The sequence below is a fragment of the Oscillibacter sp. PEA192 genome (genome assembly GCF_003574015.1).
Classification (GTDB): Bacteria; Bacillota; Clostridia; order Oscillospirales; family Oscillospiraceae; genus Oscillibacter; species Oscillibacter welbionis.
Genome location: NZ_AP018532.1, coordinates 2,605,601 through 2,631,008, shown reverse-complemented (window position 1 = coordinate 2,631,008; position 25,408 = coordinate 2,605,601). Strand labels below are relative to the sequence as shown.

The following is a 25,408-nucleotide window of genomic DNA, read 5'->3' as shown; positions in this document are numbered from 1 at the left end:
AAACGATGGCAAAGAAATCCATGATTCTCAAGCAGCAGCGGGCTCCCAAGTTCTCCTCCCGGAGATACAACCGCTGCAAGCTGTGCGGCCGCCCCCACGCCTATCTGCGTGACTACGGCGTCTGCCGTATCTGCTTCCGGGAACTGGCCTACAAGGGCGAGATCCCCGGCGTGCGGAAGGCCTCCTTCTGAGAGGCGCCCCGCGCAACCAAATTTTGTGACCACGGGCTTTTGATATGGAGCCTTTGGCAGATCGGATGGCGAAAGGTCATGACGAATTGGGCACCACGCGCGAGCGGACTGCTCCATTCGCCATGATACCTCGCTGCCGCAGCGGTCTCGAGAGAGCCGCAACTCTAAAATAGGAGGATTTATTATGCATATCACCGATCCGGTTGCGGATATGCTGACCCGCATCCGCAACGCCAACAACGCCAAGCACGACACCGTTGATGTTCCCGCCTCCAACATGAAGAAGAGCATCGCTCAGATTCTGCTGGATGAGGGCTATATCAAGAACTTCCAGGTGGTGGAGGACGGAACCCAGGGTGTCATCCACATCTCCCTGAAGTACAACGCGGGCAAGGAAAAGGTTATCACCGGCCTGCGCCGCGTCTCCAAGCCCGGCCTGCGCGTCTATGTGGGCGCCGACGAGCTGCCCCGCGTGCTCCGCGGCCTGGGCATCGCTATCATCTCTACGTCCAAGGGCGTCATGACCGACAAGAAGGCCCGCGAGCTCCATGTCGGCGGCGAGGTCCTGGCATTCGTTTGGTAAGGAGGGTATTGGACCATGTCTAGAATTGGCAGAATGCCCATTACCGTTCCCGCCGGCGTCACCGTCAATGTCGCCGAGGGTAATGTGGTGACCGTTAAGGGACCCAAGGGCGAGCTGACGAAGGCTCTGCGCCCTGAGATGATTCTTAAACAGGAAGGCAGCACGATCACCGTGGAGCGTCCTTCCGACGACAAGCTGCACCGCAGCCTCCACGGCCTGACCCGCACTCTGCTCCATAACATGATCGTCGGTGTGACCGACGGCTACAAGAAGGAGCTGGAGGTTAACGGCGTCGGCTACCGTGTGGCCAAGGAGGGTAAGAACCTGGTCATGAACCTGGGCTTCTCTCACCAGGTGATCGTTTCTGAGATCGAGGGCATCACCATCGATGTCCCCGCTCCCAATAAAATCGTCATCAACGGATGCGACAAGCAGGCTGTCGGCCAGTTTGCGGCCGAGGTCCGCGAGAAGCGTCCTCCCGAGCCTTATAAGGGCAAGGGCATCAAGTACGCCGATGAAGTCATCCGCCGCAAGGTCGGTAAGACCGGCGCCAAGAAGTAAGGAGGTGTGCCGATATGATTAAGAGACCGAATACCAACGCCCAGCGCCTGAAGCGCCACAAGAGAGTGCGCGCCAAGATCTCCGGCACCCCTGAGATGCCGCGTCTGAATGTGTTCCGCAGCGAGGCCAACATCTACGCCCAGGTCATCGATGATGTCAACGGCGTGACCCTGGCTTCCGCTTCCTCCCTGGACAAGGCCATCGAAGGTTACGGCGGCAATATCGCCGCTGCCACTGCCGTTGGCAAGCTGGTGGCCGAGCGCGCCAAGGCCAAGGGTATCGAGACTGTCGTGTTTGACCGCGGCGGCTATCTGTACCACGGCCGCGTGAAGGCTCTGGCTGAGGGTGCCCGCGAGGGCGGCCTGAAATTCTAAGGGAGGAGGAACGACAACATGCCTAGATTTGAAAGAGAACAGAGCGAGTATATCGAGAAGGTCGTTTCCCTGAACCGCGTCTCCAAGACCGTCAAGGGCGGCCGTGTGATGAAATTCTCCGCCTTGGTCGTCGTGGGCGACGGCAAGGGCAAGGTGGGCTATGGCCTGGGCAAGGCCGCTGAGGTCCCCGAGGCCATCCGCAAGGGCATCGAAGCCGCCAAGAAGAACATGATCACCGTGACCCTCTCCGGCACCACTGTGCCCCATGAGACCATCGGTGAGGCCGGTGCCGGCCGCGTGCTGATGAAGCCCGCTGCCCCCGGTACCGGCGTGATCGCCGGCGGCGCTGTGCGTGCCGTCGTCGAGGCCGCAGGCATCAAGGATATCCGGACCAAGTGCCTGCGTTCCAACAACCCCAACAACGTTGTCGCCGCCGCCTTCGAGGGCCTCAAGAGCATGCGCGGTCCCGAGGAGGTCGCCCGCATCCGCGGCAAGAGCGTCGAAGAGATCGTGGGTTAAGGAGGCGCAAAAATGGCAAACTTAAATATTAAGCTCGTCAAGAGCCTGAACGGCCGCCTGGAAAAACAGGTCGCCACCGCTCATTCCATGGGCCTGCGCAAGATCGGTGACATCACCGTGCAGCCCGACAACGACCAGACCCGCGGCAAGATCGCCAAGATCGGCTACCTGCTGCAGGTCACAGAAGTGAAATAAGGAGGCACGGAATTATGAAGTTGAGCGAACTGTCTCCCGCCGAGGGCTCCGTCCGGGCCCCGTACCGGAAGGGCCGGGGCGCCGGCTCCGGCAACGGAAAGACCGGCGGCCGCGGTCACAAGGGCCAGAAGGCCCGCTCCGGCGGCAAGATCCGTGTTGGCTTTGAAGGCGGCCAGATGCCTCTGGCCCGCCGCATCCCCAAGCGCGGCTTCAACAACATCTTCGCAAAGCCCCTGGAGATCGTGAATCTCAGCACCCTGGATCAGTTCCAGGACGGCGATACTGTCACGGTCCACGCGCTGCTGGAGAAGGGTATCCTCTCCAAGTGCCGCTACGGCTACAAGGTTCTGGGCAGCGGCAAGCTGTCCAAGAAGCTCACTGTCCAGGCTTCTGCTTTCTCCGCTTCTGCCAAGGAGGCTATCGAGGCAGCAGGCGGAAAGGCCGAGGTGATGTAACGTGATCCAAACCATTCGCAAAGCGTGGGGCATCCCCGAACTGCGGAAGAAGATCATTTTTACACTCCTCATCCTGTTGATCTTCCGGATCGGCAACGCCATCACGGTGCCTTACGTGGATGTCGGCCTGCTGGAGACCTATCTGGATCAGATGGGCGGCACCATTCTGGGCCTGTACAACGTGATGTCCGGCGGCGCCTTTGCCCAGGCAACGGTCTTCGCCCTGAGCATCCAGCCCTATATCAACGCATCCATCATCATCCAGCTGCTGACTGTGGCCATCCCGGCCCTGGAGCGGCTGGCCAAGGATGGCGGTGAAGAGGGACGGAAGAAGATCCAGTCCATCACCCGCTATACCACTGTCGGCATCGCCATCCTGCAGGCGGTCGGCTACTATTTCATGATGCGCAACTACAACCTGCTGGCATCTGATGCCACCGGCATCTGGCCCGCACTGGTCATCGTCGTGTCCTTCATCGCCGGCTCCTCCTTCGTCATGTGGATGGGCGAGCAGGTGACGGAGTTCGGCATCGGCAACGGCATTTCCATCATTCTGTTCGCCGGCATCCTGTCCCGGATCCCCACCTCTGTCAGCTCTCTGTACAGCGGCGTGGTGAGCTGGGCCAACGGCGGCGCTGCCGCGGACGGTGCGCTGCACCCGGCTCTGGTGGTGTTGCTGCTGGTGGGCGTCCTGGCGCTGGTTGTGTTCGTCGTGTTCATCAGCGACGCAGAGCGCCGCATTCCCGTCCAGTATGCCAAGCGGCAGGTGGGCCGGAAGATGTACGGCGGCCAGAGCTCTCACCTCCCCATGAAGGTGAATATGTCCGGCGTTCTGCCCATCATCTTCGCCCAGAGCATCGCGTCTCTGCCCGTGACGATCTGGACCTTCATCGGTATTCCCGAGGAGGAGACGGTTTCCCGGGCAATCTACGACGCCATCGATACCCAGTCCTTCATCTATATGATCGTGTATTTCATCATGATCATCGGTTTCAGCTATTTCTACTCCACCATCCAGTTCAATCCGGTGGAGATCGCCAACAACCTGAAGAAGCAGGGCGGCTTTATCCCGGGATTCCGTCCCGGCAAGCCCACTGTGGACTTCATCAAGAAAGTCCTGAGCAAGATCACCCTGTTCGGCGCCATTTATCTGGGCATCGTGGCGATCTGCCCGCTGCTGCTGGGTAAGGCTGTCGGCAACGCTTATCTGGCGATCGGCGGCACCTCCGTCATCATCGTGGTCGGCGTGGCTCTGGAGACTGTCAAGGCGCTGGAGGCCCAGATGCTGATGCGTCAGTACAAGGGCTTCCTGGAATAAGAGAGAAGGCGTTTCAATTGAAGCTGATCCTGTTGGGCGCCCCCGGCGCCGGTAAGGGAACACAGGCGGAAATCCTGTGCAGAGAACTGAGTATTCCCACCATTTCCACAGGCAACATCCTCCGGGCGGCCATCAAAAACGGCACGCCCACCGGCCTGAAGGCCAAGTCCTATATGGACGCCGGCCAGCTGGTGCCGGACGACGTCATCATCGGCATCGTCACGGAGCGGCTGGCAGAGGATGACTGCAAGAACGGCTATATCCTGGACGGGGTGCCCCGCACCATCGCCCAGGCCGCGGCCCTGGAAAAGGCCGGGATCACATTTGACGACGTGATCTCTATTGAGATCTCTGACGAGACCATCATGGAGCGGATGAGCGGCCGCCGTGTCTGCGAATCCTGCGGGGCCAGCTACCACATGGTAGCTGTGCCCCCCAAGCAGGAGGGCGTGTGCGACAAGTGCGGCGGTAAGCTGGTCCAGCGGAAAGATGATGCCCCCGAGACCGTCAAGGCGCGGCTCGAGGTCTATCATAAGGAGACCGAGCCGCTGAAGGACTTCTATGCCCAGCGGGGACTCCTGAAGCCTGTGGAGAATCAGCCCTCTGTGGAAGAGACCTCCCGGGCCATCCTCCACGCACTGGGGAGATGAGCGTATGATTACACTCAAATCCCCCCATGAGATCGAATTGATGCGCCGGGCCGGAAAAATTACCGCGGCTGCCCGTGCTTATGCAGGGGAATTGGTAAAGCCCGGCGTCACAACCCATGAGATCGACCGTGCAGTGGAGCATTTCATTCGCAAGCAAGGCGCAGTCCCCTCCTTCCTGCATTACAACGGCTATCCGGCCAGCGCCTGCATCAGCGTCAACGACGAGATCATCCACGGAATTCCCGGACCCCGGGTCCTCCAGGAGGGCGATATCGTCAGTGTGGATGTGGGAGCGTACATTGGAGGGTTTCACGGCGACTGTGCGGCCACCTTCCCCTGCGGCAGGATCTCCCCGGAGGCGCAGGATCTGATCGACGTGACCAGACAGAGCTTTTTTGAGGGAATCAGGTTTGCCAAGGAGGGCTACCGGCTGTTCGATATCTCGGCAGCCATCCAGCAGTACGTGGAGAGTCACGACTACTCCATCGTCCGGGAATACGTCGGCCACGGTGTCGGCGCCCAGATGCACGAGTCGCCGGAGATCCCCAATTACGGCCATCCCGGCCGGGGGCCCAGGCTCCTCCGCGGCATGACGCTTGCAATCGAACCCATGGTGAACGCCGGCTCGGCGGCCATCCAGCAGATGAGCGACGGCTGGACCGTCAAGACGCTGGACGGCAAATGGGCGGCCCACTATGAAAATTCCATTCTGATCACGGACGGCGAGCCTGAGATCCTGACGGCCCCCGCCATCTGAGAGGAAACGCATGGAAATTGCAGCATCCAACATCGTAAGATCCGTTGCCGGCCGGGACCAGGGAAAGCTCTTCATCGTTCTCGCGGTGGAGGGGGAGTACCTGCTGCTGGCGGACGGGAAATCCAGGAAGGTGGAGTCGCCCAAACGCAAAAAGCGCAGACACGTGCTGTTTGTAGCGGCGGACGAGAACCGGCTTTCTGAAAAGATCAGAGGCGAAGCCAGGATCACCAACAGCGAGCTTCGCAAAACCCTTGCGGCTTACCGCGAGGAGGTTTATCCGGACCAGGAGGGATAACGTTTGGCAAAATCCGACATGATTGAAGTGGAGGGTGTCGTGGTGGAAGCCCTGCCCAACACAACGTTCCAGGTAGACATTGGAAATGGACACAAGATTTTGGCACATATTTCCGGAAAACTCAGAATGAATTTCATCAGGATTCTGCCCGGCGACAAGGTGACGGTGGAGATGTCCCCGTATGACCTGACCCGCGGCCGGATCACCTGGCGCAGTAAGTAAGCGCCACTTGAGCTGAAAAGACACAAACCGCTGAAAGGAATGGTTAAAAACTATGAAAGTAAGACCGTCCGTGAAGCCCATGTGCGAGAAGTGCAAGGTCATTCGCCGCAAAGGCCGTGTCATGGTCATTTGCGAGAACCCCAAGCATAAGCAGAGACAGGGCTAACATTTAATTGGAGGTGCTTTGAGAGTATGGCACGTATTGCCGGTATTGACCTGCCGAAGGATAAGCGTATCGAGATCGGCCTCACTTATATCTACGGCATTGGCAGAAAGAGCGCCAAGGACATCCTGGCGCAGACAGGCGTCAACCCCGACACCCGCGTGAAGGATCTGTCCGACGCCGACGAGCAGAAGCTGCGCGACGCCATCGACAGCTATACCGTTGAGGGCGACCTGCGCCGCCAGACCGCTCTGGACATCAAGCGGCTGACCGAGATCGGCTGCTATCGCGGCATTCGCCACCGCAAGGGTCTGCCCGTGCGCGGCCAGCGCAGCAAGACCAATGCGCGGACCCGCAAAGGTCCCAAGAAGACCATTGCCAACAAGAAGAAGTAAGGAGGGAGAACCAAGATGGCAACTGCAAAGGCATCCGCCGGCAAGAAGGTCATTCGCCGCCGGCGTGAACGGAAGAACATTGAGCGGGGCCAGGTCCATATCCGCTCTTCGTTCAACAACACCATGGTAACTGTTACCGATACACAGGGCAACGCGATCTCCTGGGCTTCCTCCGGCGGCCTCGGTTTCCGCGGCAGCAAGAAGTCCACCCCCTTCGCGGCACAGACCGCGGCTGAGACGGCCGCCCGCGCCGCTATGGAGCATGGCCTGAAGACCGTCGAGGTCTTCGTCAAGGGCCCCGGCCAGGGCCGTGAGGCCGCGATCCGGGCGCTGCAGGCCGTGGGCCTGGAAGTGACCATGATCAAGGACGTCACGCCCATCCCCCACAATGGCTGCCGCCCCCCCAAGCGCCGCCGTGTCTGATTTGAAGAGGAGGTAACAAGCAAATGGCTAAGAATATGCAGCCGATCGCGAAGCGCTGCAAGGCTCTGGGCATTTCTCCTGCCGTGATGGGCTATGCGAAGAAGGAGACCAATCGCAACCCCGGCGGCCAGATGAGAAAGAAGAAGAGCGAATATGGCATCCAACTGAATGAGAAGCAGAAGGTCAAGTTCATCTATGGCATTCTGGAGAAGCAGTTCCACGCCTATTACGAGGCGGCCGCCAAGACCCCCGGCAAGACCGGCGACAACCTGCTGATCGCTGTGGAGCGCCGTCTGGACAACGTGGTATACCGCATGGGCTTCGCCATGACCCGCCGTCAGGCCCGTCAGCTGGTGAGCCACGCCCACTTCACCGTCAACGGCCGGAAGGTCGACATTCCGTCCTATCAGGTCAAGGCCGGCGATGTGATCGAGGTTGCCGAGTCCAGCCGCTCCTCTGAGATCTTCAAGCGCCTGCTGGGCCAGGATGCCCCCGTGTTCCTGATCCCCGCCTGGATGGAGCGTGAGAAGAACGCCCTGAAGGGCACCGTGACCCGTCTGCCCGCCCGGGAGGACATCGACGTTCCCGTCGAGGAGCACCTCATCGTTGAGTTGTACTCCAAGTAAGCGGAGGATACCCTCAATAATGATAGGAACTGCCGGCGGCGCGCAATCATGCGTGCTCGCAACAAGAAGATGAAGGAGGGTACTACTGCATGATCGAAATTGAAAAGCCCCAGATTGAGTGCATCGAGACGCCGGGGGACGCCACATACGGCAAGTATGTGGTGGAACCGCTGGAGCGCGGCTACGGCACCACTTTGGGCAATGCGCTTCGCCGCATTATGCTTTCCTCTCTGCCCGGCACGGCCCCGACCACCATCAAGATCGCCGGCGTGCAGCATGAGTTCTCCACCATCCCAGGTGTCAAGGAAGACGTGACGGAGATCGTCCTGAATGTGAAGGGCCTGCTCACCAAGCTCCACTGCGAGACGGTGAAGACGGTCTACATCGAGGCGGTGGGCCCCTGCGAGGTCAAGGCCGGCGATATCAAGGCCGACGGCGAGGTGGAGGTCCTGAATCCCGACATGCACATTGCCACGCTGGACAACGGCGCGACGCTGAACATGGAGATCACCCTGTCCCACGGACGCGGCTATGTGCCTGCGGACCGCAACAAGCCGCAGCAGAACGTGATCGGCGTCATCGCCGTGGACTCCATCTACACCCCCGTGTATAAGGTCAACTACACCGTGGAGCCCACCCGTGTGGGTGCTTCCAGCGACTTCGACAAGCTGACGCTGGAGGTCTGGACCGACGGGACCATCTCTGCCCGGGACGCCGTGTCCTTGGGTGCGAAGATCCTGTGCGACCACTTCACGCTGTTTACCGACCTCTCTGAGAACGTGGGCAGCAAGCCCACCGTAGTGGAGAAGGCGGAGGCCCAGCGGGACAAGGTGCTGGAGCTGACCATCGAAGAGCTGGATCTCTCCGTCCGCAGCTTCAACTGCCTCAAGCGTGCCAACATCAACACCGTGGAGGATTTGATTTCCAAGACGGAGGACGAGATGATGAAGGTCCGCAACCTGGGCCGCAAGTCCCTGGAAGAGGTCATCAACAAGCTGGCGATGATGGGACTCCATCTGGCTGACGAAGATAACAACAACTGATTCCAATGCCGGCGGACGTTCCCCGGCTGACCAAAATCCTGATAAGGAGGAAACCAAAATGCCCGGAACTCGGAAACTTGGCAAGCCCACTGACCAGCGCATGGCGATGCTGCGTCAGCAGGTGACGGATTTCCTGGACAACGGCAAGATGGAGACCACTCTTGCCCGCGCCAAGGAGATCAAGCCTCTGGCTGAGAAGATGATTACCCTCGGCAAGAAGAGCGACCTGGCCGCTTATCGGCAGGCTATGAGCTTCATCACCCGCGAGGATGTCTGCAAGAAGCTGTTCAAGGAGATCGCTCCCAGCTATGCAGAGCGCAACGGCGGCTACACCCGCGTGATCCGCACCGGCGTGCGCCGCGGAGATGCCGCGGAGACCGCCATCATCGAGCTGGTGAAGTAAGAACCCGCAATCAAAAAAGCCCTTTGTCATGGGAACCTAGGACCTGTGACAAAGGGCTTTTGATTGTTCTTGTGGACCTGAAGGAGATGTGATACAATGGAAGCGAAGGGGGAGATCTCTATGCGCATGGTTCACTGTGAGGACTGCGGAAAGCGGTATGACTACGATGTGGATGGCTTCTGCCCCCGGTGCGGGGCCTTCAACCAGCCTGTCTGGGTCCGGAGCGGCGGGACCGCCGCGGCCGCTGAGTCCCCTGCGGCACAGCAGAAGCGGACAGGGAGGCTCCAGCGGGAACTGGGAGAAAATCTCCGTCAGGCAGAGATGGCCATGGGCCGGCTGCTGAAGGAGCAGTCCCACGGTCGACGGCTGCCCGGCGGGGACTTGTGAGCGCCCGGCAGCAGAGCAAAGGAGGGAACATCTGTGAAGAAGATTTCCTGCGCTTCGTGCGGCAAACGGTATGATTGCGATGCAGACGGCTTCTGCCCCCGGTGCGGGGCCTTCAATCAGCCTGCAGGGGACGGAGACGCGCCGCAGCTCGAGAAGAAACCGGAATTTCAGCAGAGGGAGAAGCCCGCAGCACGCGGGCGAAAGAGAGCCCATTCAGCTGCCAAGGAGGGGGGAGTGCTTCTGGGACTGGAAGTGGTGTCAGATCTGGCAGTGGACCTGGTGGGAGATGCCATTTCTGACCTGTTCTCCTGACCGTCTATGCAGAGCACCGAACGGAATATGAGATGAAGGAAGCGGGCGGGGCCCGCTTCCTTTTTTCGTGTTATGAAAAAACAGGAGAAAATTTTAACGGGTGTAAATTTTCAGCTGCCGCGCAAACTACCGCTGCATGAATGAGGAGGTGTGGGCGCGATGTGGAGAGGTCGCCTGTTTTTTCTGTGCCTTGCCCTGGCACTGCTGTCCGGCTGCGCGCCGGGCGGCCCTGTGGCGGAGGCTGGGGCAGATGCCCAGCTCCCGGCGGACAAGCTGATCGCCATTACATTTGACGACGGCCCACGCCGGAACACTACCGAGCGGCTACTGGACGGCCTGCAGGAGCGGGGGGCAAGCGCCACCTTTTTCCTGATTGGCAAGCAGATCGAAGGCAATGAGGACCTGGTCCGGCGGATGCAGGCAGAGGGCCATCAGGTGGGCAGCCACACCTGGAACCATGTACGGCTTCAGGGGATCTCCCGGGAGACGCTGCAGCGGGAGGTAGGCCGTACAGAGGAGACGCTGGAAGCGTTGCTGGGAGGGGGGCCATATTGGCTCCGCCCGCCATACGGGGCCGTGGATGCGGCGGACCGGGAGCTGCTGCAGGTGCCCATGATAAAGTGGTCCATCGATCCCAGGGACTGGGAAAAGCTCAATACAGCCCAGGTGAAGGCGGCGGTCCTGGAAAATGCGGCCCCCAATCAGATCATCCTGCTCCATGATATCTACGATACCTCTGTGGACGCGGCACTGGAGATTGTAGATACGCTTCAAGGGGAAGGCTACCGCTTCGTGACGGTGCAGGAACTGCTGGAAGCCAACGGTATCCAACCGGAGGCCGGTGTGCTGTACTGCTCCGGCGACATATAAAAAAGCGCCCGGTGTGCTGGCACACCGGGCGCTTTCAGCGCGAAATCAGCCCTGCAGGATCAGCAGGACCAGCGTCAGGATCAGGAAGATGGCCCCAACCCATTTGGTGGCGCGGGCCAGCTTGGCGTCCAGAGTCTTGGCCTTGTTGCGGGACAGGAAGGAGTCGGCCACACCGCCGATGGCACCGGAGAGGCCGGCGCTCTTGCCGGACTGGAAGAGCACGATGACAATGACTGCCAGACCGCAGAGAAGCTGCAGGATCGTGATGACGAGCGTTAAAGCGTCCATACAGGATAACCTCCAAAACTTTCAGCCATGCAGCGCATGGATCATGATTTCACAGATGTTAATGATACCATAGTTTTCTCTGTATTTCAAGGGGATTTTGCAAAAAAGCAGACAAATCAAAGCTATGCGGAAGCGTACGGACAGACGACAAAAAAGTTTGAAAATGATGGAACAAATGTTTGCTTTTCCTGCGGCGTTGTGGTATAATACAGCCAGAAATCCAGCGGAGGTGGACACGTATGCGGGAGCTCTCAAAGATGCAGCAGAAAATCTACGAGTACATTGCCGCCTGTATCCGGGAGCAGGGCTACCCCCCCTCGGTGCGGGAGATCGGGGAGGCCGTGGGGCTGAAGTCACCCTCCACAGTCCATTTTCACCTCAAACGGCTTGAGGAGGCAGGCGTCATTGAAAAGGGCGCCGGCAAGGGCCGCGCCATCACGCTGCGGGAATCTCCTAAGCCTGAAAATCAGGTCCCAGTGGTGGGCAATGTGGCGGCCGGCAGCCCCATTCTGGCGGAGGAGTGTATCGAGGACTATTTGACCTTCGATACCGCCGGTCGGCCCGGGGAGTATTTTGCCCTGCGGGTCCGGGGCGAGTCCATGCTGAACGCAGGCATCCTGCCCGGCGACCTGGTGGTGGTTCACAGCCAGCCCACTGCGCAGCACGGTGAGATTGTGGTGGCTCTGATCGATGACGAGGCGACGGTTAAGCGCCTGTCTCTGAAAAGCGGTCAGGTATGGCTGCTGCCGGAGAATGAGGCATATTCCCCCATTGACGGCACCTATGCCCAGATATTGGGCAAGGTGGCCGCCGTGGTGCGGCGCTATTGAAAGGCGCGGAAGCGCGCAAAGAAAGGGCGTGATGGAAATTTTCCATCACGCCCTCTGTTTTCCAAATCCGGCGGTCACGTCCCGGAGGAATGGGGCCTCCGCCGGACCAGCTGGGGCGCAGGGCCGTCCTGCAGCTCCTGGCGCAGCTTTTCCAGCGCCCGCTTTTCGATGCGGGATACATAGGACCGGGAAATCCCGAAGGAGGCGGCAATTTCCCTCTGGGTCAGGGGGATGGTGCCGCCCAGCCCGTACCGCAGGCGAATGATCTCCGCCTCCCGGGTGGTCAGACGCTCCCGGATGATCTGGTGGAGCCGGAGCGCGCTGTCCCGGTCGTGGATATCGTCCAGCATGGTGTCATCCACGCCCACCACATCCATCAGCTGGAGGGCATTGCCCTCCTTGTCTGTCTCAATGGAATCCGACAGAGAGACTTCTCCCTGGAGCTTTTTCTGGCTGCGGAAGTACATGAGAATTTCGTTTTCAATGCAGCGGGCGGCGTAGGTGGCCAGGCGGGCGCCCTTCTCCGGGTCGAAGCTGGAGATGCCCTTGATGAGGCCGATGGTGCCGATGGAGATCAGGTCCTCCTGATCGGCGCTCTGGGTATAGTATTTCTTGATGATGTGGGCCACCAGGCGCAGGTTCCGCTCGATGAGTACATCCCGGGCCTCCTGATCTCCCTGGGCGTAGCGGCGGAGATATTCCCGCTCCTCTGCGGCGGACAGCGGCTTTGGAAACGACCCGCCGCCGGACAGGCGGAGTGAGAAGAGCAGCGTGTTGGCGAAGAGCAGCAGTGCGGCAGACAACATAGAATCCCTCCCTGTACCATCATTCCTATGCCGGGCAGGGAAGTCCCCATGCGGAAAGCCCTTTGACGGGGCGGCGGGCTGTGGTATACTGGTCTCATCGGACAGAGGAGGGACGGTATGGGCTATCTGGTCTACATCCTGCGCTGCGGGGACGGCACACTGTACACAGGCTGCACCAACGACCTGCCCCGCCGCCTCCAGGCCCACCAAAGCGGGCGGGGCGCCAAGTACACCCGCAGCCGCCTGCCGGTGGAGCTGGTCTACCAGGAGGCGGTGCCGGACCGGTCTGCGGCCCTGCGGCGGGAGGCCGCCATCAAACGGCTGGATCGCAGGCGGAAGCTGGCCCTGATCGCGGCCTTCCGACCGGGGACGGCGGAAAAATGAACAGAACGTAAAATGCGGGAAAAATGCTGACAACCCCTACACATCAGGGAGAAAACGTGCTATCATATATAAGTTGAATTATGCGTTTTTCGGCGGGGGCAGCCCACCGGCAGAGAGGAGGAGGCCATGAGACAGCGAATACAGCGGATGCTGACGGCAGCGGTCGGCCTGCTTCTGCTTCTGTCCGCCAGCGGCTGCGGATTTTCCTTTTCCCCCACGGACCTGTACAGCCTGCCGCAGCTGCCGGAGGAGTACACGGAGCTGAACAGCTCACTCAACCAGTTGCTGGAGAGCGGGGCGGAGTACGCGGCCCCCGTCTCCGGCAGCAACATCCAGCCCGTGCAGCTGGAGGATCTGGACGGAGACGGCGAGGAGGAGGCGCTGGCCTTCTTCCGCAACTCTGCGGATGAGAAGCCCCTGAAGATCTATATCTTTACCGCCGGAAAGCAGGGATATGAGCAGGCTGCCGTCATTGAGGGCACCGGCACCAGCATTTACAGCATTGCCTACGAGGATCTGGACCAGGACGGCCGGAAGGAGCTGCTGGTGGGCTGGCGGGTCAATACGGACCTCCTGGCCCTCTCCGTCTACACCCTGCGGTCCGGGGAGCCGGAGGAGCTGGTGCAGGGCACCAGCTATGTGAAATATGCGGTCAACGATCTGAATCAGGATGGCCTGTGGGAGCTGGTGGTGCTCCGGGCCGATGAGGAGGGCAACGGCATTGCGGATTACTACTGCTGGCAGGAGGAAGAGTTCCAGCTGCGAACCTCCGCACGGATCACCAGCACCATGGCGGAGCTGAGCCAGCAGGGGCGTGTGAAGAGCGGTGTCCTACAGGACGGTACGCCGGCCCTGTTCGTCACGGGGGTGGAGGAGTCGGCCTGGATGGTCACTGACATCCTGACCGTGAAAAATGGAGAACTGGTGAACATCCTGCTGTCCGACGTGACGGGGGTGTCTTCGGAGATCGCGCCCTTCAGTTCCCTGTACCCGGAGGATATCAACGGCGACGGTATCACAGAGGTCCCCCATCCCGAGCCGATCCCGGCCTGGGGAAACGTGGGTGAGGACCCCTGCCGGCGGATCGACTGGTATACCTATACCAGCGACGGCACCAAAGCGGCTGTGGTGAGCACCTACCACAGTGTGGAGGACGGCTGGTACCTGCGCCTGCCGGACGTGTGGAAGGATCAGATCCTCATTACCCGCACGGCCGGGACGGAGGAGGTCACGGTCACATTCTCCTACCGGGGAGACAGCGGGGAGCCACCACAGGATGTCCTGCGGATCACCAAGCTTACAGGCTCCGGCCGCGAGGCCAGAGCCACCCGGGGCGGCCGGGTCATCCTGCGCCGTCTGCCGGAGATCATCTACACGGCCGAGCTTCTGGACACAAATGGGAGCTGGGAATACGGCCTGACGGAAGACGAGGTGCGGGAGGCGTTCAGCCTGATCACCACGGAGTGGTCCGCCGGCGACAGCTGACAGAGAAGAAAGGACGGTATGCCGAATGAAAAAAGTAATGGTGCTGGAGGATGAGTCCAGCATCCGCAGCTTTATCGTCATCAACCTGCGCCGTGCCGGGTACGACGTCATTGAGGCGGAGACCGGCGAAGAGGCACTGGACAAGCTGAAGGAGAACCCCGATACCCGGGTGGCGCTGCTGGACATCATGCTGCCGGGGATCGACGGTTTTGAGGTCTGCCGCCGCATCCGGGCCACCAACACCAAAATCGGTATCATCATGCTCACCGCCCGTTCCCAGGAGATGGACAAGGTGACGGGACTGATGACCGGCGCCGACGACTATGTGACCAAGCCCTTCTCCCCGGCAGAGCTTACCGCCCGTGTGGACGCCCTGTTCCGCCGGGCCGGCGGAGAGGAGATCCCCCAGACCGGGGAGATTCGGCAGGATCCCTTCCTGCTGAACACCCGCAACCGGACGCTGGAGAAGAACGGCCAGCGAATCAAGCTGACCCAGGTGGAGTATTCCATCATGAAGGTGTTCATGGAAAATCCGGGCAAGGCCCTCTCCCGGGAGGAGATCCTGGATATGGTCTGGGGCCGGGACTACTTCGGTGAGCTGAAGATCGTGGATGTCAACATCCGCCGCCTGCGGCTGAAGATCGAGGACAACGTGCAGAATCCCACGTACATCACCACGGTGTGGGGATACGGATACAAGTGGGGGTTCTGAGCGGCTCCGGGCGTTGTCCGGGGCCCCGCGGAGCGGGGCGGGCCGATGGCCCGTACAAGCGTTTTGGCGGAAGCCAAAACCTTGGCGCAAGGTGGAATTTACTTCCGCCGCGCAAGCTGAGGAAAGGGGTCCCATCCCGCGCCGCGGGATGGGAAGCAACGTGCAGAATCCCACGTATATCACCACGGTGTGGGGATACGGATACAAGTGGGGGTTCTGAGAAAATCGGCCGGCCAGTGATGCCGGCGTAAGGAACGCAGGGAAAGGAGGAGCGGCCCATGGCAGAGGAAGAACGGGATCGGAAATGGACGGTGCTGCGCCTCCGGGGCCTGCGGAAGCGGTGGATCGTCAATACCATTCTGCCGGTGCTGGTGCTGCTGATGCTGCTGGTGACGCTGGTATCTGTGGGCGTTTCCACCTACTATTACAGCAGCATGGAAAACGGCCTGATGAAGCAGGCGGAGGCCATGTCCAGTGCTTTCAACGACTACTTCATGAACAGCTACTCCGAGTACAACCAGATGGCGACCCAGGCAGTGGACACCTATGAGGACAAGTCCCGGATTGAGCTGCAGTTCATCGGCAGCACCGGACGTATCCAGATGTCCACCTCCGGCCTGACAGCAGGCAGCTCGCCGGGGACCAGCGATATTACCAGAGCCATCACCAATCAGGAGATCACGCCCTTCCAAGGCAGAGACCCGGAGACGGGTGAGAAGATCATGGCGGTCTCAGCGCCCCTGCTGTTCAACGGCCGGGTGGCGGGCGTCATGCGGCTGGTGACGTCCATGAAGCTGGTGGACCGGCAGATTGTCCTGGTGGTCTTTATCATTCTGGCGGTGGGAGGCATCTGCATGGCCCTGGTGCTGATCTCCAGCCTGCTGTTCATCAACAACGTGGTGGAGCCGGTGGCCGTGGTGTCTGAGGCGGCCAAGCGGATCTCTGCCGGGAGCTATGGCTTCCAGATCGAAAACAAGTACACGGACGAGCTGGGGGAACTGGTGGACAACATCAACGATATGTCCCTCAAGATCGGCCAGAACGAGAAGATGAAATCCGAGTTCATCTCCTCCGTGTCCCACGAGCTGCGGACGCCCCTCACTGCCATCAACGGCTGGGGCGAGACGATTCTGGAGGACACCACAGATGACCCCGCCCAGATGCGCCGCGGCATCCGCATCATTCTGAACGAGGCCCGGCGGCTCTCTACCATGGTAGAGGAGCTGCTGGAATTCTCCAAGATGGAGGACGGCCGATTCACCCTCCGGATGGAGCAGGTGGACCTGCAGGCGGAGTTTGAGGACGCCATCTTCACCTACGGCGAGCTGTTCCGGCAGGAGGGCATCAAACTGAACTACGAGTGCGGGGATGAGGACCTGCCTCCCATCCCCGGCGACTCTGAGCGGCTGAAGCAGGTGTTCTGCAACGTGCTGGACAACGCCGCCAAGCACGGCGGCTCCGGCAAGCGGATCGACACTTCCATCAGCCGGGAGGGCGAGTTTGAGGTGGTTCGGGTCCGGGACTACGGTCCCGGCATCCCGGAGGCGGAGCTGCCCTTCATCAAGCAGAAGTTCTACAAGGGCTCCTCCAAGGCCCGGGGCAGCGGCATCGGCCTTGCGGTGTGCGATGAGATCGTCGGCCTTCACAACGGCATCTTCACCATCGGCAACGCCGATGGCGGCGGCGCGGTGGTCACCATCTGCCTGCCGGTCAAGGAATGATTTTCGAAAATCGAACAAATGTTTGCATTTCTGTACAGAGCATGGTAGAATTCAACTGTACGGAATTAGAAAGGAAACACATGGCAAAACAACCCCAATCCTGCGCCTTCCGCACCAGCATCGGCGGACAGGCACTCATTGAAGGCATTCTGATGCGGGGCCCGGAGAAGCAGGCCATCGTGGTCCGGGACCAGGGGGGCAATCTGGTGGAGAAGGTGGAGGAGCTGCGGCTCATCAAGGACCGGCATCCTATTTTAGGCTGGCCCCTGATCCGAGGCACCGTCAACTTCCTCTCCTCCATGGTCAACGGCGTGAAGGCGCTGATGTACTCCGCGGACTTCTATCCGGAGGAGGAGACCACGGAGCCCTCCAAATTTGAACAGTGGCTGGACCGGACCTTTTCCAACAAGAAGCTGGAGGGGCTGATCGTGGGCCTCTCTGTGCTGCTGGGTATCGGCCTGTCCATCTTCCTCTTTCTGGTGCTGCCCACCTTCCTCACCGGCGGGCTGCTGCACTTCTTCCCGGACTTCCCCATGTGGGGCCGGAACCTGATCGAAGGCGTGCTGAAGGTGGCTATCTTCCTACTGTATCTGATCTTCTGCTCCAAGCAGAAGGACATCTACCGGGTGTTCCAGTACCACGGGGCGGAGCACAAGACCATCTTCTGCTACGAGGCGGGGCTACCCCTGACGGTGGAGAATGTCCGCATTCAGCCCCGGCACCATCCCCGGTGCGGCACCAGCTTTCTGTTCGTGGTGATCTTTGTGTCCATCCTGGTGTCCAGTGTGGTGTTCGGCATCTGGCCCATCACCAATGTCTGGCTGCGGACACTGGCACATCTGATTCTGCTGCCTCTGGTGGTGGGCATTACCTATGAGTTCAACCGCTGGGTGGGCCGCCACGTGCAGGACAGTCGGCTGGCCAAAATCCTGACGGCCCCCGGAATGTGGATGCAGAACTTCACCACCAATGAGCCGGACGACTCCATGATCGAGTGCGCCATCCGGTCCCTGGAGCTGGTCTTGCCCAGTGAAAAAGGGAAAGACGAATGGTGAATTTTTGATAATGAGGCGTATTATGGCGACGACATACAACAATTTGTATTTGGATATCCGCCAGCAGCTGCGGAGGGCAGGGATCGAGGAGGCCACGCTGGAGGCCCGGGAGTTGGTTTGCTTCGGCACTAACAAGAGCCGGGAGGAGCTGGCCCGGGATGGGGGACTGTACGCCTCCCCGGAGCTGGAGCACCGGGTCCGGGACTTGGTGCGGCGGCATCTGGAGGGCGAGCCGGTGGCATACCTTATCGGTGAGTGGGAGTTCTATGGGCTCCCGCTGGACATCTCCCGGGACGTGCTGATTCCCCGGCCGGACACGGAGGTGCTGGCGGAGCAGGCCATTGGCTATATCAAGACCTTGGGGGAATGCCGGGTGCTGGACCTGTGCGCCGGCAGCGGCTGCATCGGGCTGGCGGTGGCGGCCCAAGTGCCCCAGGCCCGGGTGGTGCTGGGGGAGTGGTCTGACGGGGCCCTGAAGATCTGCCGCCAGAACGTCCGCCGCAACAGCCTTACCGCCCGGGTGGTGCCCATGCAGGCGGACGCCCGGGAAAAGCCGGAGAAATCCCTGGGAGAGTTCCAGTGCATCGTGTCCAATCCCCCCTATATCCCCCGGGCGGACATCGAGACGCTGGACACCTCCGTCAAGGACTATGAACCCCATCTGGCCCTGGACGGCGGCGAGGACGGCCTGGACTTCTACCGGAGCATCTCCGAGAAGTGGAAGGAGGCCCTGGCTCCCGGCGGCCGTCTGTATTTTGAAGTGGGCATCGGTCAAGCGGACAACGTGCTGCGGATCATGCGGACCCAGGGCTTCGGGGATATCCAGGTGGTGAAGGACCACCACGACATCCCCCGGGTGGTATTCGGAACGCTGTGTACAGAGCTCTGACGTTTAGAGAAAGGAACGGCAATGGTGGGGCTGCCGTTTTATGTGCAGGAGGCGGGAAGTCCGACCCTGCTGTGGGCCGGGCCCCTGGTGTCGGGCTGGACGCTGATGCGCCGGGGTTTCGTTAAGCACTCGCCCAAGCCGCGCTATACGGCGTATAGGGCGTCAGCCCTTTCCATGGCGGCCACGGCGGTGACCTATCCTTTTTGCAGCGGTTGAAACAGACCCGTCCAGTTATGCGCCTGAGTATTGGGACCCTGTCCGGGAGACGCTGCCTGGCGGCCGCGCGGTGATCGTGTATGGAGGGATGCTGTTTGGATCCCTCTGCTGGGGACTCTCTCAGAGAAGTAAGGGACTTACAGATGAGTTGAAATAAAGAGTTTTTATAGAGAATCAGGAGGAGAATACAATGGCGAGAGAGAAAGCGCCGCTGCCCAACGCGGCTCCGGCGGACGATAAGAAGCGGGCCATCGACACGGCCATGGCCCAGATCGAGCGGATGTACGGCAAGGGCGCCATTATGCGCTTCGGCGACAAGGCGGAGCTGAACGTGGATTACATCCCCACCGGCTCTCTGTCCCTGGACGTGGCCTTGGGCATCGGCGGCCTGCCCAAGGGGCGGATTGTGGAGATCTACGGGCCGGAGTCCTCCGGCAAGACCACCCTGGCTCTGCACGTCGTCGCGGAGGCCCAGAAGCGGGGCGGCGAGGTGGCCTTTGTGGACGCAGAGCACGCCCTGGACCCCACCTATGCCCGGGCACTGGGCGTCCAGGTGGAGGACATGCTGATCGCCCAGCCGGACACCGGCGAGCAGGCGCTGGAGATCACCGAGGCCCTGGTCCGCTCCGGCGCCATTGACGTGGTGGTGGTGGACTCCGTGGCGGCCCTGGTGCCCCGGGCGGAGATCGAGGGCGAAATGGGCGACAGTTATGTGGGCCTGCAGGCCCGGCTGATGAGCCAGGCCCTGCGGAAGCTCACCGGCGCCATCGGCAAGACCAACTGCATCGTCATCTTCATCAACCAGCTGCGGGAAAAGGTGGGCATCATGTACGGCAACCCGGAGGTGACCACCGGCGGCCGGGCGCTGAAGTTCTACGCCTCCGTCCGCATCGATGTGCGCCGGATCGAGGCGCTGAAAAACGGTTCTGAGATCGTGGGCAACCGGACCCGTGCCAAGGTGGTGAAGAACAAGGTGGCGCCCCCCTTCCGGGAGGCGGAGTTCGACATCATGTACGGCGAGGGAATCTCCCACTTCGGTGAGCTGCTGGACCTGGGCGTGAAGCTGGAGCTGGTGCAGAAGTCCGGCTCCTGGTTCTCCATCGGGGAGACCCGCATCGGCCAGGGCCGGGACGCCGCCAAGCGGTATCTCCAGGAGAACCCGGAGACGGCGGACAAGCTGGAGGCGGACATCCGCCGGAACTTCGACAAGCTGATGAGCAACCAGTCCCGCATCGCCGCCAAGGCGGCAGGCCGGGCGGTGGATGTGAGCGCCGACGACTTCGAAGATGCGGATTGAGCGCGTCCAGGCGTCCCCCCACAAAAAGGGCCGGGTGCTGGTATTCCTGGAGGACGGCGCCTGCCTGAAGATCACAGAGCAGGAGGCGCTGGACTTCGGCCTGCGGACTGGAGATGATTTGGACGGCAGACGTCTGGAGCAGCTGAAGAAGGCTGCCAGCGTCTCCGACGTGAAGGCCACGGCGGCGGACCTCATCGGCAAGCGGGCCATGAGCCGCCGCGACCTGGAGCGGAAGCTCCAGGAGAAGGGGGCCAGTCAGGCGGAGGCGCGGTACGCCGCTGAGTGGCTGGAGGCCATTGGTGCCATCAACGATGCAGATTACGCAGCAATCTTGGTGCGCCACTGCGCCGGCCTTGGTTATGGCCCGGCCCGCATTCGGGAGAAACTGCGGGAGAAAGGCGTACCCCGGGAGCTGTGGGACGAGGCTCTGGATCAGGCACCGGACAGCGCCTGGCAGATTGACCGATTTCTTGCGGCCAAGCTCCGGGGCCGGGCCCCAGAGGAGGCGGAGAAGCGGCGGCTCACCAGCGCACTGCTGCGGCGGGGGTTTGCTTGGGGAGACGTCCGGGAGGCATGGAGCCGTCTGGGAGCGGAGATTCTCGAAGAATGAGTCCCGTCTCGCAGGGGGTATTCCCTCCGGGGAGGCATACGGGCCGCCGAATGGCGGTTATGGGGTGCCTGCTCCTACAAGTGGGCGTATCTGCCCAGCCACATCATGGCTGTCATTCCCTGTCCAATGGGACACACATGCCGGCCCCGCCGGGCCCATTTTGCAACAATCCATCGATTGGAGGACTCGATCGTGCCATACAACATTTCCTTTATCTCCCTGGGCTGCGCCAAGAATCAGGTGAACTGCGAGCAGATGATGGCCTCTGTCCAGGCCGCCGGCCACACCGTCCAGGCGCAGCCGGAGGGGGCCGACGTGGTGGTGGTGAACACCTGCGGCTTCCTGCAGTCCGCCTGCGAGGAGGCCATCGACAACATTCTGGAGATGGCGGAGCTGAAGCGGGCCGGCCAGGTACAGAAGATCCTGGTCACCGGCTGCATGACCCAGCGGTACAAGCAGGACGTTCTGAACGAGCTGCCGGAGGTGGACGGCATTCTGGGCACCGGCAGCTACGGCGATATCTGCGCCGCCATCGACGAGGTGATGGGGGCCTCTGGCCTGAGGCCCTGCCACCTGGGCAGCATCCACACCGCCCCCCAGGACGGGGGACGCATCCTGTCCACGCCCCCCTGGTATGCCTACCTCCGCATCGCCGAGGGGTGCGACAACCACTGCGCCTACTGTGTGATCCCCTCCCTGCGGGGCAAATACCGCAGCCGCCCCATGGAGGGCCTTCTGGAAGAGGCCAGGGAGCTGGCGGACGCCGGCGTGAAGGAGCTGCTGGTCATCGCCCAGGATATCACCCGGTATGGAACGGACCTGAACGGCGAGCACCAGCTGGCGTCTCTCCTGCGGGAGCTGTGCAGGCTGGACTTCCACTGGGTCCGGCTCCACTATCTGTATCCGGACGAGATCACTGAGGAGCTGATCGACACCATTGCGGAGGAGCCCAAGATCGTCAAGTATCTGGACATCCCCATCCAGCACTGCAACGACGGGATCCTGAAGGCCATGAACCGCCGGGATACCAAGGCGGAGCTGCTGGACCTGCTGACAAAGCTCCGGGCCCGCATCCCCGGCCTGGTGCTGCGGACCAGCCTCATCACCGGCCTGCCCGGCGAGGGCGAGGCGGAGCTGGAAGAGCTGTGTGTCTTTCTCCGGGAGACAAAGATTGAACGGGCCGGGGTGTTCCCCTTCTCCCCGGAGGAGGGCACCCGGGCGGCCCAGATGGACCATGTGGACATGGAGGAGGCCCGCCGCCGGGCGGAGCTGGTGGTGGACGTTCAGTCCGACATCATCGACGCGTACAACGAGTCTGTTCTGGGAACGGAGCGGGAGGTGCTGTGCGAGGGCTTCGACAGCCAGGCCCAGATGCACTTCGGCCGCAGCTACGCCGAGTCCCCGGACATCGACGGCCGCATCTGGTTTGACGCGGACCGGGAGGTGGAACCGGGCACCTTTGTGACCGTCCGGCTTACCGGCGTCATGGACGGCGAACTGACCGGAGAATTGGCGGAGGAGTAAACATCCATGAATTTGCCCAATAAATTGACGCTTTTGCGCATTATTCTGATCCCGGTTTTCATGGTGGTGCTGTACTGGGGCTTCCCCGGCGCCACGTGGGTGGCGCTGGCCATCTTCATCATCGCCAGCCTCACGGACATGCTGGACGGCAAGATCGCCCGGAAGTACAACCTGGTGACGGACTTCGGCAAGTTTGCCGACCCCCTGGCGGATAAGATGCTGGTGACCGCCGCCATGCTGTGGTTCGTGGAGATCGGGCAGATGCCCGCCTGGATGCTGCTCATTGTCATTTGCCGGGAGTTCGCCGTCAGCGGCCTGCGGATGATCGCCAGCGACAAGGGACGGGTCATCGCCGCCGGATGGTCCGGCAAGGTCAAGACTGCCGCCACTATGGTGTGCGTGGTGCTGATGTTCCTGCCCATTCCACCGGTGGTGAACACGCTCTGCGTGTGGGTCATCACCCTCACCACCCTGTACTCCGGCGTAGAGTATTTCGTGAAGAACAAGGATGTCATCGCCTCGGCGTGACTCTGACAACAGACGAGCCCCCGGCGGGTCACTCCCGCCGGGGGCGTTTTGACATGTTCAGCTTCCAGGCCCCAGCCGGTCCCACACCCGCCAGAGGGACAGCAGAGCCACGCCCCCCAGCCACACCGCCAGGACATCCCGGAGGTCGCCCACGGATCGGAGCAGGTACAGAGGCGTGACCACTTCCCAGAAAAGGCCGCAGGCCAGCAGGAAAAGCGAGGCAGGCAGGGCCCGCTCCACTGGCCGCCGGCGGGTGAGACACAGCAGACCGTTCAGCAGGCACAGCATCAAGCCGCCGGCCAGGAAGTCCGCCCCGTGCCAAGCCAGCAGGCGGCAGCTGGTCAGGGGGACCAAAAGAAAGCGGTTCAGGAGATACAGCCCGGCGATGACCGCGCCGGAGGCGGCGTACCGCCGCAGAAAGGACCGGTCCATCATCAGAAGAACGAGAGGATCAGCAGGGCAACGATAACAGCACCCACCACGCCCCAGAAGCCGATGCCCTCTTGACTCTTGACGGGAGACGGTGTCTCGAAGGCTTTGGGTTTGTAAAGCAGCGCCTCCTCGGATTCCCCGCAGTCCACTACGATCTGCGGGCAGAAGAAATCCTGGTCCAGATGGGCGGCAATGTACTGGGCCGCACTGTCAACCAGTCCCCGCTGCAGCAGGATGCGGGACTGGTTGTTCACATAGTGGGCGATGGCATTGTTGGCATCCTCTTGGGTGAAGCCGCAGTATTTCACCAGCTGGGCAGACGACTCCGTGCTCTGCACAAAGCCGGGGCGGGTGGCAACGACAGCGTATTGGGGCCCACGGGGCGGATGATTGGGCAGCTGATAGCCGCATTCCGGACAGATGCTGCCGGAGACCTTCCGCCCGCAGCAGGGACAGGTGTCCGGCGGCTCATAGGCGGCGGTCTGTCCCTCCCCCGGCTCCTTTCCCAACAGCACATAGTCGGCCGACACATGGAGCTTTTCGCACAGCGCGGCGATGGTGGCGGCGTCCGGCGTGGTCTGGCCGCTCTCCCACTTGCTGACGGCCTGCCGGGTGACACCCAGCAGCTCGCCCAGCTGCTCTTGGGTCAATCCCGCCGCTTTGCGGACGGCAGCGATACGGTCCTTCAATTCCATGGAGTATCCCCTCCTTTTCTTTGGTCCCATCATACCGAAAAGGCGGGCGCTTGGCAAGCGACAGCCATTGGAATTTTGTCAACCGCCTGTTGACAGGGGGGACGGTTTCCACATTCCGGCATATTCTGTATGGAGAAGCAGGTGCGCTGTCAAGGCGCAGGGCGCAGGGCCGGGATATTCCTGCGTGAAGTTGTCTCTTGACACCTCTCTCAAATCCTGTTAAGATACAAAGCGTAAATGGAATAGCGTGTTGATCGGGAAGAGTAACAGCACTTCCAAAGAACAGAGAGGGCGCGTCACCGGCTGCAAGCGCGCCTGCGGCGGGAGCTGTGAACGTGCGCCCGGGAGCGCGGGGGATGTGGAAGCCCTCCGTCTGGCCAGCGTCAACGGGCCTCCTTGAGTGATAAAAGAGAGTGGAACCGCGATCCGTCGCCTCTCGTACCTTGGTACGGGAGGCGTTTTTCATGGCCTCCCGATCCGCACAAGGAGCAATTCGATATGGCAAAACGAGTAACCCGACTGGGCGGCCTGCTGGCCGCCTACCAGCGCCGCGACCCCGCGGCCCGCAGCAAGCTTGAGATTTTTCTCCTGTACCCTGGTGTCCATGCCGTTCTGTACCACCGGGTGGCCCATTGGCTGTACCGGCATCATCGATTCTTTCTGGCCCGGTGCGTCTCCCAGTGGAGCCGGTTCTGGACCGGCATTGAAATCCACCCCGGCGCCACCATCGGCCACCGGCTGGTGATCGACCACGGCATGGGCATTGTCATCGGCGAGACTGCGGAGATCGGAGACGACTGTCTGCTCTACCAGGGGGTGACCCTGGGGGGCACCGGCAAGGACAAGGGCAAGCGCCACCCCACCCTGGGCAACAATGTGATGGTGGGTTCCGGCGCCAAGGTACTGGGCCCCTTCACCGTGGGGGACAACGCCCGCATTGCCGCGGGCGCCGTGGTCCTCAGCGCGGTGCCGGAGGACTGCACCGCCGTGGGCGTCCCCGCCCATGTGGTCCGAGTGGCCGGAAAGATCGCCACCTTCGCCGACGAGGTGGACCAGATCAGCGTCCGGGACCCCGTAGAGGAAAAGTTGAATGCAGCCTTATCCCGTCTGGAATTTTTGGAAAAACTCATGGATGAACAATATCTCAAGAGCCGGCGGGAGGAATCCGCCGGTTCGGAAACGTAAAAGGAGCAG

Annotated in this window: 37 protein-coding genes; 33 read left to right on the top strand and 4 right to left on the bottom strand. The window is 61.4% G+C overall.

What is annotated here, in order from left to right; genetic code table 11:
• Nucleotides 1–5: 5 nt before the first annotated feature.
• The 21 genes from DN611_RS13095 to DN611_RS12995 all read left to right on the top strand — a co-directional run bounded on the left by DN611_RS13095 (nucleotide 6) and on the right by DN611_RS12995 (nucleotide 10,742).
• Nucleotides 6–191 carry a type Z 30S ribosomal protein S14 gene (locus DN611_RS13095; protein WP_021749655.1) on the top strand — a complete coding sequence of 62 codons (186 nt, stop codon included), beginning with the start codon at nucleotides 6–8 and terminating at the stop codon, nucleotides 189–191.
• A gap of 184 nt (nucleotides 192–375) precedes the next feature.
• Nucleotides 376–774, top strand: coding sequence for a 30S ribosomal protein S8 (gene rpsH, locus DN611_RS13090; protein WP_021749654.1), 399 nt, complete (start codon nucleotides 376–378; stop codon nucleotides 772–774).
• A gap of 15 nt (nucleotides 775–789) precedes the next feature.
• Nucleotides 790–1,335, top strand: a complete 546-nt coding sequence (gene rplF, locus DN611_RS13085; RefSeq protein ID WP_025544558.1) for a 50S ribosomal protein L6 — start codon at nucleotides 790–792, stop codon at nucleotides 1,333–1,335.
• Nucleotides 1,336–1,349: 14 nt separating this feature from the next.
• A complete protein-coding gene (gene rplR, locus DN611_RS13080; RefSeq protein ID WP_021749652.1) occupies nucleotides 1,350–1,709 on the top strand; it encodes a 50S ribosomal protein L18 in 360 nt (119 codons plus the stop codon).
• An 18-nt stretch (nucleotides 1,710–1,727) separates the two neighbouring features.
• Nucleotides 1,728–2,228 carry a 30S ribosomal protein S5 gene (gene rpsE, locus DN611_RS13075; RefSeq protein WP_021749651.1) on the top strand — a complete coding sequence of 167 codons (501 nt, stop codon included), beginning with the start codon at nucleotides 1,728–1,730 and terminating at the stop codon, nucleotides 2,226–2,228.
• Between the two features lie 12 nt (nucleotides 2,229–2,240).
• Nucleotides 2,241–2,423, top strand: a complete 183-nt coding sequence (rpmD, locus tag DN611_RS13070) for a 50S ribosomal protein L30 (RefSeq protein WP_021749650.1) — start codon at nucleotides 2,241–2,243, stop codon at nucleotides 2,421–2,423.
• A 14-nt stretch (nucleotides 2,424–2,437) separates the two neighbouring features.
• Nucleotides 2,438–2,878, top strand: a complete 441-nt coding sequence (gene rplO / locus DN611_RS13065; protein ID WP_021749649.1) for a 50S ribosomal protein L15 — start codon at nucleotides 2,438–2,440, stop codon at nucleotides 2,876–2,878.
• 1 nt (nucleotide 2,879) lies between these two features.
• Complete coding sequence (gene secY / locus DN611_RS13060) at nucleotides 2,880–4,196, top strand: preprotein translocase subunit SecY (RefSeq protein WP_021749648.1); 1,317 nt, start codon at nucleotides 2,880–2,882, stop codon at nucleotides 4,194–4,196.
• A 17-nt stretch (nucleotides 4,197–4,213) separates the two neighbouring features.
• Nucleotides 4,214–4,846, top strand: coding sequence for an adenylate kinase (locus DN611_RS13055; protein ID WP_119311581.1), 633 nt, complete (start codon nucleotides 4,214–4,216; stop codon nucleotides 4,844–4,846).
• Nucleotides 4,847–4,850: 4 nt separating this feature from the next.
• Nucleotides 4,851–5,603 carry a type I methionyl aminopeptidase gene (gene map, locus DN611_RS13050; RefSeq protein WP_119311580.1) on the top strand — a complete coding sequence of 251 codons (753 nt, stop codon included), beginning with the start codon at nucleotides 4,851–4,853 and terminating at the stop codon, nucleotides 5,601–5,603.
• Nucleotides 5,604–5,613: 10 nt separating this feature from the next.
• Nucleotides 5,614–5,898 carry a KOW domain-containing RNA-binding protein gene (locus DN611_RS13045; protein ID WP_021749645.1) on the top strand — a complete coding sequence of 95 codons (285 nt, stop codon included), beginning with the start codon at nucleotides 5,614–5,616 and terminating at the stop codon, nucleotides 5,896–5,898.
• A 3-nt stretch (nucleotides 5,899–5,901) separates the two neighbouring features.
• The gene (gene infA, locus DN611_RS13040; RefSeq protein WP_025544561.1) at nucleotides 5,902–6,120 is read left to right on the top strand and encodes a translation initiation factor IF-1; all 219 of its coding nucleotides are present in this window, start codon (nucleotides 5,902–5,904) and stop codon (nucleotides 6,118–6,120) included.
• A 52-nt stretch (nucleotides 6,121–6,172) separates the two neighbouring features.
• Nucleotides 6,173–6,286 (top strand): 50S ribosomal protein L36, encoded by a 114-nt coding sequence (gene rpmJ, locus DN611_RS13035; RefSeq protein ID WP_014116882.1) that lies wholly within the window; start codon nucleotides 6,173–6,175, stop codon nucleotides 6,284–6,286.
• Between the two features lie 26 nt (nucleotides 6,287–6,312).
• Nucleotides 6,313–6,678, top strand: a complete 366-nt coding sequence (gene rpsM / locus DN611_RS13030; RefSeq protein ID WP_021749643.1) for a 30S ribosomal protein S13 — start codon at nucleotides 6,313–6,315, stop codon at nucleotides 6,676–6,678.
• 15 nt (nucleotides 6,679–6,693) lie between these two features.
• Nucleotides 6,694–7,101 (top strand): 30S ribosomal protein S11, encoded by a 408-nt coding sequence (gene rpsK / locus DN611_RS13025; protein WP_021749642.1) that lies wholly within the window; start codon nucleotides 6,694–6,696, stop codon nucleotides 7,099–7,101.
• A gap of 23 nt (nucleotides 7,102–7,124) precedes the next feature.
• Nucleotides 7,125–7,727, top strand: coding sequence for a 30S ribosomal protein S4 (gene rpsD / locus DN611_RS13020; RefSeq protein ID WP_021749641.1), 603 nt, complete (start codon nucleotides 7,125–7,127; stop codon nucleotides 7,725–7,727).
• Nucleotides 7,728–7,816: 89 nt separating this feature from the next.
• A complete protein-coding gene (locus tag DN611_RS13015) occupies nucleotides 7,817–8,770 on the top strand; it encodes a DNA-directed RNA polymerase subunit alpha (RefSeq protein ID WP_021749640.1) in 954 nt (317 codons plus the stop codon).
• A 58-nt stretch (nucleotides 8,771–8,828) separates the two neighbouring features.
• Nucleotides 8,829–9,173, top strand: a complete 345-nt coding sequence (gene rplQ, locus DN611_RS13010) for a 50S ribosomal protein L17 (protein WP_021749639.1) — start codon at nucleotides 8,829–8,831, stop codon at nucleotides 9,171–9,173.
• 96 nt (nucleotides 9,174–9,269) lie between these two features.
• Nucleotides 9,270–9,560 (top strand): hypothetical protein, encoded by a 291-nt coding sequence (locus tag DN611_RS13005; RefSeq protein ID WP_021749638.1) that lies wholly within the window; start codon nucleotides 9,270–9,272, stop codon nucleotides 9,558–9,560.
• A gap of 33 nt (nucleotides 9,561–9,593) precedes the next feature.
• Entirely contained in the window at nucleotides 9,594–9,872 is a 279-nt protein-coding gene (locus DN611_RS13000; RefSeq protein ID WP_119311579.1) for a hypothetical protein, read from the top strand.
• Nucleotides 9,873–10,031: 159 nt separating this feature from the next.
• Nucleotides 10,032–10,742: a polysaccharide deacetylase family protein gene (locus tag DN611_RS12995; protein ID WP_119311578.1), complete on the top strand. Its 711-nt coding sequence runs from the start codon at nucleotides 10,032–10,034 to the stop codon at nucleotides 10,740–10,742.
• A 45-nt stretch (nucleotides 10,743–10,787) separates the two neighbouring features.
• Here DN611_RS12995 and secG read toward each other — a convergent pair whose 3' ends face one another.
• Entirely contained in the window at nucleotides 10,788–11,030 is a 243-nt protein-coding gene (gene secG / locus DN611_RS12990; protein WP_021749635.1) for a preprotein translocase subunit SecG, read from the bottom strand.
• Between the two features lie 239 nt (nucleotides 11,031–11,269).
• Here secG and lexA point away from each other — a divergent pair, with 239 nt between their 5' ends.
• A complete protein-coding gene (gene lexA / locus DN611_RS12985; RefSeq protein ID WP_021749633.1) occupies nucleotides 11,270–11,860 on the top strand; it encodes a transcriptional repressor LexA in 591 nt (196 codons plus the stop codon).
• 74 nt (nucleotides 11,861–11,934) lie between these two features.
• On the opposite strand, the gene sigK is transcribed toward lexA, so the two are convergent.
• Entirely contained in the window at nucleotides 11,935–12,666 is a 732-nt protein-coding gene (gene sigK / locus DN611_RS12980) for an RNA polymerase sporulation sigma factor SigK (RefSeq protein WP_021749632.1), read from the bottom strand.
• A 117-nt stretch (nucleotides 12,667–12,783) separates the two neighbouring features.
• Between sigK and DN611_RS12975 the strand changes: the two genes are divergently transcribed.
• The 10 genes from DN611_RS12975 to pgsA all read left to right on the top strand — a co-directional run bounded on the left by DN611_RS12975 (nucleotide 12,784) and on the right by pgsA (nucleotide 23,087).
• The gene (locus DN611_RS12975) at nucleotides 12,784–13,050 is read left to right on the top strand and encodes a GIY-YIG nuclease family protein (RefSeq protein WP_021749631.1); all 267 of its coding nucleotides are present in this window, start codon (nucleotides 12,784–12,786) and stop codon (nucleotides 13,048–13,050) included.
• A 126-nt stretch (nucleotides 13,051–13,176) separates the two neighbouring features.
• Nucleotides 13,177–14,535, top strand: coding sequence for an FG-GAP repeat domain-containing protein (locus DN611_RS12970; RefSeq protein WP_119311577.1), 1,359 nt, complete (start codon nucleotides 13,177–13,179; stop codon nucleotides 14,533–14,535).
• 25 nt (nucleotides 14,536–14,560) lie between these two features.
• Nucleotides 14,561–15,247, top strand: a complete 687-nt coding sequence (locus tag DN611_RS12965; RefSeq protein WP_021749629.1) for a response regulator transcription factor — start codon at nucleotides 14,561–14,563, stop codon at nucleotides 15,245–15,247.
• A 278-nt stretch (nucleotides 15,248–15,525) separates the two neighbouring features.
• On the top strand, nucleotides 15,526–16,968 hold the full coding sequence (locus DN611_RS12960; protein WP_021749627.1) for a sensor histidine kinase: 1,443 nt from the start codon (nucleotides 15,526–15,528) through the stop codon (nucleotides 16,966–16,968).
• Nucleotides 16,969–17,048: 80 nt separating this feature from the next.
• Entirely contained in the window at nucleotides 17,049–18,023 is a 975-nt protein-coding gene (locus tag DN611_RS12955; protein ID WP_036630537.1) for a DUF1385 domain-containing protein, read from the top strand.
• A 22-nt stretch (nucleotides 18,024–18,045) separates the two neighbouring features.
• A complete protein-coding gene (prmC, locus tag DN611_RS12950) occupies nucleotides 18,046–18,912 on the top strand; it encodes a peptide chain release factor N(5)-glutamine methyltransferase (RefSeq protein ID WP_036630536.1) in 867 nt (288 codons plus the stop codon).
• A gap of 406 nt (nucleotides 18,913–19,318) precedes the next feature.
• Nucleotides 19,319–20,425 carry a recombinase RecA gene (gene recA, locus DN611_RS12940; protein ID WP_021749624.1) on the top strand — a complete coding sequence of 369 codons (1,107 nt, stop codon included), beginning with the start codon at nucleotides 19,319–19,321 and terminating at the stop codon, nucleotides 20,423–20,425.
• Nucleotides 20,415–21,035 carry a regulatory protein RecX gene (locus DN611_RS12935; protein ID WP_256264896.1) on the top strand — a complete coding sequence of 207 codons (621 nt, stop codon included), beginning with the start codon at nucleotides 20,415–20,417 and terminating at the stop codon, nucleotides 21,033–21,035. Before recA ends, DN611_RS12935 begins: the two co-directional genes overlap by 11 nt.
• 192 nt (nucleotides 21,036–21,227) lie before the next feature.
• Entirely contained in the window at nucleotides 21,228–22,559 is a 1,332-nt protein-coding gene (gene rimO, locus DN611_RS12930; protein WP_256264897.1) for a 30S ribosomal protein S12 methylthiotransferase RimO, read from the top strand.
• A gap of 6 nt (nucleotides 22,560–22,565) precedes the next feature.
• The gene (gene pgsA / locus DN611_RS12925; RefSeq protein WP_119311576.1) at nucleotides 22,566–23,087 is read left to right on the top strand and encodes a CDP-diacylglycerol--glycerol-3-phosphate 3-phosphatidyltransferase; all 522 of its coding nucleotides are present in this window, start codon (nucleotides 22,566–22,568) and stop codon (nucleotides 23,085–23,087) included.
• A gap of 57 nt (nucleotides 23,088–23,144) precedes the next feature.
• On the opposite strand, the gene DN611_RS12920 is transcribed toward pgsA, so the two are convergent.
• Both DN611_RS12920 and DN611_RS12915 read right to left on the bottom strand, forming a co-directional pair.
• Nucleotides 23,145–23,522 (bottom strand): hypothetical protein, encoded by a 378-nt coding sequence (locus tag DN611_RS12920; protein ID WP_119311575.1) that lies wholly within the window; start codon nucleotides 23,520–23,522, stop codon nucleotides 23,145–23,147.
• A complete protein-coding gene (locus tag DN611_RS12915; RefSeq protein WP_119311574.1) occupies nucleotides 23,522–24,214 on the bottom strand; it encodes a helix-turn-helix domain-containing protein in 693 nt (230 codons plus the stop codon). The genes DN611_RS12920 and DN611_RS12915 overlap by 1 nt, the downstream gene beginning before the upstream one ends.
• 498 nt (nucleotides 24,215–24,712) lie before the next feature.
• Between DN611_RS12915 and epsC the strand changes: the two genes are divergently transcribed.
• Nucleotides 24,713–25,399 carry a serine O-acetyltransferase EpsC gene (epsC, locus tag DN611_RS12910; RefSeq protein ID WP_021749617.1) on the top strand — a complete coding sequence of 229 codons (687 nt, stop codon included), beginning with the start codon at nucleotides 24,713–24,715 and terminating at the stop codon, nucleotides 25,397–25,399.
• Nucleotides 25,400–25,408: the final 9 nt, after the last annotated feature.